At 71.3% G+C, this 8701-nt stretch carries 7 protein-coding genes and 1 pseudogene; 6 read left to right on the top strand and 2 right to left on the bottom strand.

Features of this window, described 5'->3' with window-relative positions:
• The 5 genes and pseudogenes from ACFYVL_RS42860 to ACFYVL_RS42840 form a co-directional block, all read left to right on the top strand.
• A pseudogene (locus ACFYVL_RS42860) lies at positions 1 to 137 on the top strand (antibiotic acetyltransferase); the annotation flags it as partial.
• Between the two features lie 50 nt (positions 138 to 187).
• A complete protein-coding gene (locus ACFYVL_RS42855) occupies positions 188 to 1462 on the top strand; it encodes an erythromycin esterase family protein (protein WP_389255279.1) in 1275 nt (424 codons plus the stop codon).
• Positions 1459 to 1884, top strand: coding sequence for a VOC family protein (locus ACFYVL_RS42850; protein ID WP_389255277.1), 426 nt, complete (start codon positions 1459 to 1461; stop codon positions 1882 to 1884). The genes ACFYVL_RS42855 and ACFYVL_RS42850 overlap by 4 nt, the downstream gene beginning before the upstream one ends.
• A gap of 302 nt (positions 1885 to 2186) precedes the next feature.
• A complete protein-coding gene (locus ACFYVL_RS42845; RefSeq protein ID WP_389255275.1) occupies positions 2187 to 2801 on the top strand; it encodes a TetR/AcrR family transcriptional regulator in 615 nt (204 codons plus the stop codon).
• Positions 2801 to 3391 (top strand): SRPBCC family protein, encoded by a 591-nt coding sequence (locus ACFYVL_RS42840; RefSeq protein ID WP_389255273.1) that lies wholly within the window; start codon positions 2801 to 2803, stop codon positions 3389 to 3391. Before ACFYVL_RS42845 ends, ACFYVL_RS42840 begins: the two co-directional genes overlap by 1 nt.
• 815 nt (positions 3392 to 4206) lie before the next feature.
• On the opposite strand, the gene ACFYVL_RS42835 is transcribed toward ACFYVL_RS42840, so the two are convergent.
• Together ACFYVL_RS42835 and ACFYVL_RS42830 are read right to left on the bottom strand one after the other, a co-directional pair.
• Positions 4207 to 5865, bottom strand: a complete 1659-nt coding sequence (locus tag ACFYVL_RS42835; RefSeq protein ID WP_389255271.1) for an amidohydrolase — start codon at positions 5863 to 5865, stop codon at positions 4207 to 4209.
• Positions 5866 to 5876: 11 nt separating this feature from the next.
• Positions 5877 to 7274 (bottom strand): MFS transporter, encoded by a 1398-nt coding sequence (locus tag ACFYVL_RS42830; protein ID WP_389255269.1) that lies wholly within the window; start codon positions 7272 to 7274, stop codon positions 5877 to 5879.
• Positions 7275 to 7560: 286 nt separating this feature from the next.
• Here ACFYVL_RS42830 and ACFYVL_RS42825 point away from each other — a divergent pair, with 286 nt between their 5' ends.
• Positions 7561 to 8592 (top strand): LacI family DNA-binding transcriptional regulator, encoded by a 1032-nt coding sequence (locus ACFYVL_RS42825; protein ID WP_389255267.1) that lies wholly within the window; start codon positions 7561 to 7563, stop codon positions 8590 to 8592.
• Positions 8593 to 8701 lie beyond the last annotated feature (109 nt).

Below are 8701 nucleotides of genomic sequence, written 5' to 3'. Positions count from 1 at the left end.
AGAAGGACATCGCCCGGCTGCTCGCGGTGGCCTGGTGGGACTGGCCCGCCGAGCACCTCACCGCACACGTACGGACCCTCATGTCCGGCAGCGTCCGCCAGTTGCAGCAGGCGGCCCCCTCCCGTCCGAACACGTGATCCCGGCGCGCCCACGTGCGCGCCTCCACCTCCCGGAAATGAGCTGCCCCATGCCCGCCACCGACCCGACGCCCTTCGCCGACTGGCTCCGCGGCCACGCCGCGTCCCTCGACCATCTCGACCCGGCAGCACCCCTGGAAGACCTGGAACCGCTGCGCGGCATCCTCGACGGCGCCCGGGTGGTCGCTCTCGGCGAACACTCCCACTTCATCGCCGAATTCGCCGCGGTGCGACAGCGCATCCTGCGCTTCCTCGTCGAGCGCTGCGGATTCACCGTCCTGGCCTTCGAATACGGCTTCAGCGAAGCCCTCCGGCTCGACGCCTGGGCCCATGGCGAAGGCGCGGACGACGACCTCTCCGCACTCCTGGCGACCGCGGTCCCCATCGGCATCCAGGAGCCCTTGCGCTTTCTGCGCCGGCACAACCGCACGGCCACCGAACCGGTCCGTTTCGCGGGGACCGACATCCCCGCGGCCGGCGGGTCGCTGCTCCCCGCCCTGGCCCCGGTCGCCGACTACCTCCACGACATCGACCCGGAAGCCCTGCCGGCGGTCCGGAGCGCAACCGCGATCGCCGCGTCCTTCGCCGGTGACTCCGCAGCCCTGGCCGCACCCGCATGGGCGCGGCTGCCCAGCGCCGACCAGGACGCGCTCACCGCGCTTCTGTCGCGACTGCTCCTGCGATTCCGCTGCCTGAAACCGCTGTACCTCTCCCGCGGAGACGAGCACAGCTACGACACCGCGCTGCGCTGCCTGGAGGCCGCCCGCCACGGCGACCACACATTCCGCGCCATGGCCGCTCTCTTTGCCGGGAACGGTCTCACCGCCGACACCTCCGCCCGCGACCACTTCATGGCCGAATCACTTCTGTGGCACCTGGACCGGCTCGATCCCGCGGCCCGCGTCGTACTGATGGCGCACAACGCCCACATCCAGAAGTCGCCGGTCGTCTTCGACGGCCACCTCGCAGGGCTCCCCATGGGGCAGTACCTGCATCACGCCCTCGGTGACACGTACTTCGCCCTCGGCCTGACCAGCGTCACCGGCCACACCGCCGAAATGCGCCGCGACGAGGCGGCCCCCTTCGGTTTCACCGTCCACGACACCCCTCTGGAGCCGCCCACGCCAGGCAGCATCGAAGCGGCCTACGCCGACAGCGGCCTCGCCATAGCAGTCGCCGATCTCCGGCGGGCACGGACCACAGGCCTCGTCAGCCCCAACCGCATCCGAATGCAGAGCATCTACCAGCACACCCCGGTCGTCGACGCGTTCGACGGCATTCTCAGTGTCCCCACCTCCACCACCACCGCTCTGGAGAAGCCATGACGAGCAGATTCACCGAATTGGTCATCGACTGTCACGACCCCGAGCGCCTCGCGGCCTTCTGGTGTGCGGTCCTGGACTTCACGGTGCTCGACCGCGGGGAAGGCAGGGTCGAGATCGGCTCGTGGGAACCGACCGCCGAGGCCATCCGGGCCGGCCAGATGCCGCCGACGATCATGTTCATTCAGGTGCCCGAGGGAAAGTCATTGAAGAACCGGCTCCACCTCGACGTGAGTCCCATCGACGCCGACACCCACACCGAGGCGGCCAGGCTGATCAGCCTCGGCGCCACCAAGGTCGACGTGGGTCAGGGCCCCGCCCGCAGCTGGGTGGTCATGGCCGATCCCGAAGGCAACGAGTTCGATGTCCTGCGCACCCTGGCACCCGCCACCCCCACCATGCCCACCGCGCAGTCAGGATCCTAGGTGTGCCCGCTCCCGCCCTGGCCGCCGCGATTCAGCGATGCATGGGGCCCACATCGCCCTTGTTGCTGAGGGGGCACGTACATCGACTCCAGTGCTGGCGCGGGAGCGCGGCGGCTTCAACCGGGCTGGTGCGCGCGGCCGCAGCGCCCCGCCGCCGGGGGTGCGACCAGTTCGACCAGTGCTAAATCCGTGACGGCTCGCTGATCCCGGACCAGAATTCCGCTACGACCGTTGCGTAAAAGGCGAGGGGGTCGTATGGTCCATTTACGAAACCGGCGTATCGAAATAGTGAGGGGGCGGGCATGGCGCAACGGGGCAGGCCCCGTGACGCGGAGACGGACGACCGGATCCTGCGGGCGGCACTGGAGCAGCTGTTGGCGTACGGCTACGGCGGCTTCGTCGTGGACAAGGTCGCCGAGCAGGCCCAAGTGGCCAAGACGACGCTGTACCGGCGTTGGCCCACCAAGGACCATCTGGTTGTCGCAGTGATAGCCCGCATGCAGGACGACGTGACCGTCCCGGACACCGGTGACGTTCACGCGGATCTCATCGACTACGCGGAGCAGATCGCTCTGGGGCTCAACCGCATGCGGCGTGCCGGGCGAGAGGGCGAGGCGGACGACGCTTCGGCGGGCGTGGTTGCCGAACTGGTCGCCGCGGCCGCCCGCCATCCCGACGTGGGCGCACTGGTACGGACATTGTTCGCCCGGCGCAACGAGCTCGTCCTGGAGCTGATCGACCGTGCCCGCCGGCGCGGCGCCCTCCGCTCCGACACCGACCCCGGTGTGCTGTTCGACCAGCTCGCCGGGGCCCTCTACTACCGGCTCCTGGTCACCGGTCAGCCGATCGACCGCAGTTACGCCGAACGCCTTGTCACCGGCGCCCTCCGCGGCGTCCTTCCTCCCAGGGAGAGCTGATGACCGCATTACCGGAAACGGCAGAATCCACGGAAACACAACAGAGGCCCGTCTCGCCTCGCCGGAAGCGCAAGGGCCGCCGTCTGCTCGCCATTCTCGTGCCGCTCATTGTCCTGCTGGCCGCCTACACGGTCTGGACGAACGCCCGCTCCTACAACCTGAGTTCCTCCATCGAGCTGGACGCCACCCCTGAGGACGCCTGGCGGGCCCTCGCCGACCTGTCCGCCTACGACGAGTGGAACCCGTTCATCGTCTCCGCCGACGGCACCGTCCAGAAGGGGGCCACCTTGCACCTGGTGATGCGCGATGCGACGGGAGACACCACCTTCACACCCACGGTGCTGGCCGCTGAGACCGGCAAAGAACTGCGCTGGATCGGCCGGATCGGTCCAGGCTGGATCTTCGACGGTGAACACCGGTTCCTGCTGGAGTCGCTGGGGGAGCACCGGGTCAGGCTGACGCAGACCGAAAGCTTCCGCGGCGTGCTGGTCCCGTTCTTCCGGAACTACCTGCATTCCCACACACTGCCGCAGTTCGATGCGATGAACCGGGCGCTAGCCGATCGTATCGCCACACTTCGGACGTCATGACCCACCGCAGTTGGGACCGCCGGCAAGCCGTCCACGACGTCTCCCACCCGCGGGCCGGCCAACGCCGCGGCCCACCTGCGGGACTTCGCCACCGACGTCGAACGCCTTCTGACGTTACTGGACGTTACTGACTGACACCGACCGGGGCGCCGGCCACGCCTGAAGCCTGCGCCTGCGCCCGGTTCGGCTCCAAGCGTCAAGCGTCCCCCTGGAGGCCAGTAGGCGACGCCGCTTGCACCCCTTCACCAGGGCCCGCAGGGCCGTCCCGCAGACGGACTACGCCCGCGCTGGCCGGGGGTCCAGGACGCCAGTCGGCGCAGGGCCGCCTCCACCCGGTCACCTGCCCCCCGCAGCCGCCGGTTGTACCCACTTTGCGACAGCCGTCGCACGGGCCCGCGGCGGTGCGCGGCCGAGCGCCAGCGACGTCCTGACGGCGACCGGAAGTTCCGGCCTGCGCGGCTGGGCACCCATAGCAGGGCCATTACCGTGAGCCCAGGCACTGCCAGGAGAGTGCGCTCCTTCGCTGAAAGGCTCCGGCTTCTACTGCCATCAGGCGCTGGCCGGAATGGTCCCCTTCGATACGGTGGCGGAGGCGGATCGGGTGCTGGCCTTCCGTCACACCAACCCGTCGTGCCCTGTCCACTGCGGGGGACGGCGGGCAGGGCGACGCAGGCCTGGGGGAGTGTGCCGGGGCTGGCCGGCTCCTCGTCCGCGACGACACGGGACCTCACCCGCGGGCACCTGTTCATGCCACTCCGGCAAGTCGCCACCGGACCCGGACCCCGCCGGGCTCGCCGGGACCGCGCGCCGTGGTATCACGCGCCGTGCTGGATCCGGCCCTGTACGACGGTGGCCAGCACCGGGTTGACCGCCTGCTGCTCGGGGGTGAGGGTGAGCGGGTTGGCGGCCAGTACGGTCAGGTCGGCGAGATGCCCCTCCTTGACCCGTCCTGCGTGGCCCGCGTGCCCGGCGGCGGCCGCGGCGTGGGTGGTGTAGCCCTCGTGGGCCATCCGCGCCGTCAGCGCCTGCTCCGGCTGGACCGGGGCGCACCCGGGCCTCTCCACGGGACGGCGCAGCTGGGCGTCGGCCATCATCGCGCGCGGGTCGGAGGGGGTCACCGGCCAGTCGGAGCCGAGCGCGAGGGTGACCCCGCGGTCGCGCAGGTCCCGGCAGCGCCAGCCGCGTGCGGCGCGCTCCTCGCCGAGCCGTACGGACCAGTTGTCGGTGCGGTCGGCGCGGGTGTGGTGGGTGCCGTGGACCGGTTGCATGCTGGCGACGACGCCCAGCCGTACGAACTCCTCCACCAGTTCGTCCGGCACGGTCTCGATGTGCTCGATCCGGTGCGGCACCAGGTGCCGGGCGTCTCCGGCGCCTTCGATCGCGGCCAGGGCGTGTGCCACTCCGGCGTCGCCGATCGCGTGCGTGGCGGTGGGGATGCCGGCCCGGACGAAGTACCTGAGGGCGCGTGCGTAGCTCCCGGGGTCGCGCCAGGCGGGTTCCTGGTTCTCGCCGTACACGTCGGGGTGTTCCAGCCACGCCGTACCGTTGTCGATGGTGCCGTCCACGAAGAACTTGACGCCCTCGACGGTCCACCGCCGTCCGTGCCGCCCCTGCAGTGAGCACAGCGCGTCCCAGTCGGCCACGCCGGTCCCGGGCATGCACCACGGGGAGAGGCGCAGCCGGAGCGGGAGTTCGGTGCGCTCCTCGATTGCTTCGAGCAGTTCCAGGGTGCCGTCCGCCAGGTCCATGACGTGGGCGCCGGTCAGACCGCAGGCGGCCATCTGCCGCAGCCGGTCGAGCACAGCCTCGACATCGTCCTCGAAGGTGAACCGGGGCAGCACCGGGTCCATGAGGCCCATGGCGCCCGCTTCGAGCAGCAGTCCGGTGGGGGTGCCGTCCGGGCCGAGCTCGACGGAGGAGCTGTCGGCGAAGGTCTCGCCGCCCCTTATCCCGGCGAGTGCGAGTGCCGCGGGACTGGCCACAGCCGAGTGGGCGTCGCGCAGCCGCAGGTGTACGGGGCGGCCCTCCAGCGCTTCCGCGAACACGCGGCCGTTCATCGGCCCGTCGGCGAAAACATTGGGGTCGAGCCCCCAGCCGAGCAACCACCCCTGCTCGCCCAGGGGTTCGGTGGCCCGCAGCGCCTCGATCACGGCGGGCAGGGTGAGGTCGGTGAGGTCCGCGCCGCGCGCCAGGCCGGTGACGCCGCCGACGGGGTGCGAGTGCGCGTCGGTGAGACCGGGCAGGAGGGTCGCGGCTCCGAAGTCGACGACCTCGGTGGCGGGGCCGCGGTGCGCGTCGAGCACCTCGGGCCCGCCGACGGCGAGGATGCGCTCGCCCCGGACGGCGACGGCACGCGCGGTGGGGCGCTGTTCGTCGAACGTCTCGATGTGGGCGGCGAGATAGACGGTGTCGGCGATGGAGTGCGCGGGGGCAGGTGCGGGTGCGGGGGCGTGGGTGGTCTCGGGGGCGGTCATGGGTGTTTCCTTCACTTCGGCAGGGGAGTGGTCTGGACGCCGGGGGTGGGGGCGGCGGGTGTACGAGTGGGTTCGGGGGCGGGAGTGGCCGAGGCGGCGGCGGGCCTGGCTTCGGCCTTCGTGTCATGGGTGGGGCCGGGGTCGGCTTCCGCGTTCCGGGGGGCGCCTTCAGCGACGCCTCCGGCCTCACCGCGCCCACCCGCCTCATCGATCGCGCCGCCGTGTTCGCTCACCCCGCTGCGGCGGGAGACCAGCAGCAGGATCACGCCGGTCACGACGCTCGGCACGGCGACGGTCAGCCCGAACACCACGGGCGCCGCACGGCTGAACAGTGCGCCGCCGACCACCGGTGCGAACGCGATGCCAATGATGTAGACGCTCTGCACGAGCAGGCCGACCCGCCCGGACAGCGCCATCCTGGCCGCCAGTCCGAAAACGAGCGCCAGGATGGCCCCGTACAGGACGCCCCAGACGGTGAGCGCTGTGCCGTAGACGGCCGGGCCGCTCGCAGTGGCGATGAGGAACTTGCAGACGGTGCTGACGGCCAGGATGACGAGGATCGACCAGGACCGGCCGATCCGCTTGAGCGCCACCGGCGCCAGCAGGGCCCCGAGGAGTCCGCCCACGATCTTCAGCGAGAGCAGTTGCGAGGAGGTGTCGGCGGTCAGCCCGACCTGGCCGGTCGCGATGTTCCCGGCCATCGAGTAGACCATGTCCTCGGTCAGCGACCACGCCCCGAAGACCAGGGCCAGCACGATGGCGAGCGTGCCGAACCGCTCGCCGCCGGGTACCAGGGGCTTCCCGGCGAGCCCGGCTTGCTCCCCCGAGCCCTCCGTGTCCTCCGTGGGCGGTTGGGCCGGCAGGTTGGGCAGTGCCCCGGCGAAGCAGAACCCGGTGATTCCGGCCCCGGCCAGCACCAGCAGAACGGTGCGCAGTCCGTCGCCGAGGAGGGGTACGACGGCCAGCAAGAGTGCCGCCATCACCCGGTTGACGACGACCACGGTGCTCGTCGTCCGGTCCGGGTCCACCGTGGCAGCCGACGCCGCGGTGCCCGCCGCGACCACGATGCCGCAGCCCATTCCGCCCACGACGATGCCGCCCGCCACCACCGCCTGTTGTGGGAACAGGGCCGCGATGCCGAATCCGGCTGTCATCGTCGCGAGGCCGTACCGCGCGATGCGCGGCCGGTCGCCCCGGGTCACGTACCGGTTCGCGGCGAACAGGGCGAGCGCCGTGCCCAGCGACATGCCCGTGGCCACCGCACCGGCGCCGGTCACGCTCATCCCCAGGTCGGCGACGAGTCCGCCGATGAGTACGGGCACCAGGTTGGCCGCCAGGAAGGCGACCACCGAGGTCCCCACGAAACTGGTGATCACACGGGGCGTCAGCGACGCGAGGGCACGATTCATGTTGCCTCCTTCACGACTCACGGATTCACAACTCACGACTCACGGATTCGCCGCTGCACGGCTCACGGGCGCGGCTGACGGGCAGGGCTCACGGATGCGGCTCGGGACCGGACGGGTCCGCGCCGGGCAGCCTCCTTTGAGGCACGCGGGGACGAGACGGCCGGACGGCCACATGCAGTGATGCCCGTCACGCCCGCCGCGACGTTGGATCACGCTAGGGAGGTAAAACGTTTTATACAATCCCCTGTCCGCAGTGCTTCGTTGACAACTCGGGAGGGGAAAACGCATGGCACGCAGGCAGGGCGTCACCATCAAGGAGGTGGCCCGCGCGGCGGGGGTGTCCATCACCGCCGTGTCCCACACGCTGAACGGCAAGGGCACCCTCAGTGCCGCCACCCGCGCGCACATCCGTGTCGTGGCCGAGGAGTTGGGGTACGAGGCCGACGCCTTCGCCCGGGGACTGCGGCAGTCCCCGATAGGTGCGGTGGGGCTGGTGCTCCGCTCGCTCGACGCGCTGGGCGACTACGCGCCGGCGGGCGTGGACGTCTTCGAACGCTTCGTGGGTACGGCGGTCTCCCAGGCGCTGAACCGGGGGCTCACCCTCACCCTCGTACCCGATCTGACCCGCACCCCGGTGCCCCCGCTGGCCTTCGCCATGGACGGCTACATCGTCACCAACCCGCACCTGGACGACCCGGTCGTCGCGCTGCTGGAGAAGCGTTCCATCCCGTACGTCACATACGGCGCCGTACCCGGCCGGCCGGACTTCACCCACTGGGCGGGCGAGGACGACCCGGCCTCGATGCGGCTGGTGCTCGCGCACCTGGAGAGCGGCGGGGCTCGCGACGTGGCCCTGGTACGCGGTACCGACAACAACGCCTGGAACAGCGACAACGAGCGTGCGTACCAGGGCTGGTGCGCCGAGCGGGGGCGCGCCGCACGGGTGTTCCGGCTCACCGAGGGCGCGGGGGTGGCCGGCGGGGCAAAGCTCGCCGGGCGCATCGCCGAGGACGGACTGCCGGACGCCGTCGTATGCCTGACGGGCCGCCATGCGGCGGGGCTTCAGCAGGGACTGACGGCTCGGGGCGTCCGTGTACCGGAGCAGCTGATGGTCGTCACCGGCTCTGACTCGGAGCACGCCCGCGCCGCGCGCCCCGCCATCTCCGCCGTGTCCCGCAACCCGGTCGACAGTGTGGCCGCCCTGCTGGACATCCTCCAGGCCCTCATCGCCGACCGCCCGGCCCTGGCCCCCCGGCTGACCAGAGCCCACTTCCGGCCACGCGCGTCGTCCGACCGCCCGGGGGCGGGCCGCGCCTGACGAGGGGCGCCGCCTGGGTGGCGGATCGGCCGGTGTGCGCCCGTGAGCCGACTTCGGCCTCTCTGGTCGCGCAGTACCGTCGCGCCACGGAACCGTGGTGGTGCACCGA

This window comes from Streptomyces sp. NPDC004111 (assembly GCF_042874215.1).
Classification (GTDB): domain Bacteria; phylum Actinomycetota; class Actinomycetes; order Streptomycetales; family Streptomycetaceae; genus Streptomyces.
The sequence above is the reverse complement of the archived record's forward strand: the minus strand, read 5'-3'. Positions and strand labels throughout refer to the sequence as shown.

Coding starts and splice junctions, on each gene's coding strand:
- ACFYVL_RS42855 (WP_389255279.1), top strand. CDS start 188: ATGCCCGCCACCGACCCGACGCCCTTCGCCGACTGGCTCCGCGGCCAC.
- ACFYVL_RS42850 (WP_389255277.1), top strand. CDS start 1,459: ATGACGAGCAGATTCACCGAATTGGTCATCGACTGTCACGACCCCGAG.
- ACFYVL_RS42845 (WP_389255275.1), top strand. CDS start 2,187: ATGGCGCAACGGGGCAGGCCCCGTGACGCGGAGACGGACGACCGGATC.
- ACFYVL_RS42840 (WP_389255273.1), top strand. CDS start 2,801: ATGACCGCATTACCGGAAACGGCAGAATCCACGGAAACACAACAGAGG.
- ACFYVL_RS42835 (WP_389255271.1), bottom strand. CDS start 5,865: ATGACCGCCCCCGAGACCACCCACGCCCCCGCACCCGCACCTGCCCCC.
- ACFYVL_RS42830 (WP_389255269.1), bottom strand. CDS start 7,274: ATGAATCGTGCCCTCGCGTCGCTGACGCCCCGTGTGATCACCAGTTTC.
- ACFYVL_RS42825 (WP_389255267.1), top strand. CDS start 7,561: ATGGCACGCAGGCAGGGCGTCACCATCAAGGAGGTGGCCCGCGCGGCG.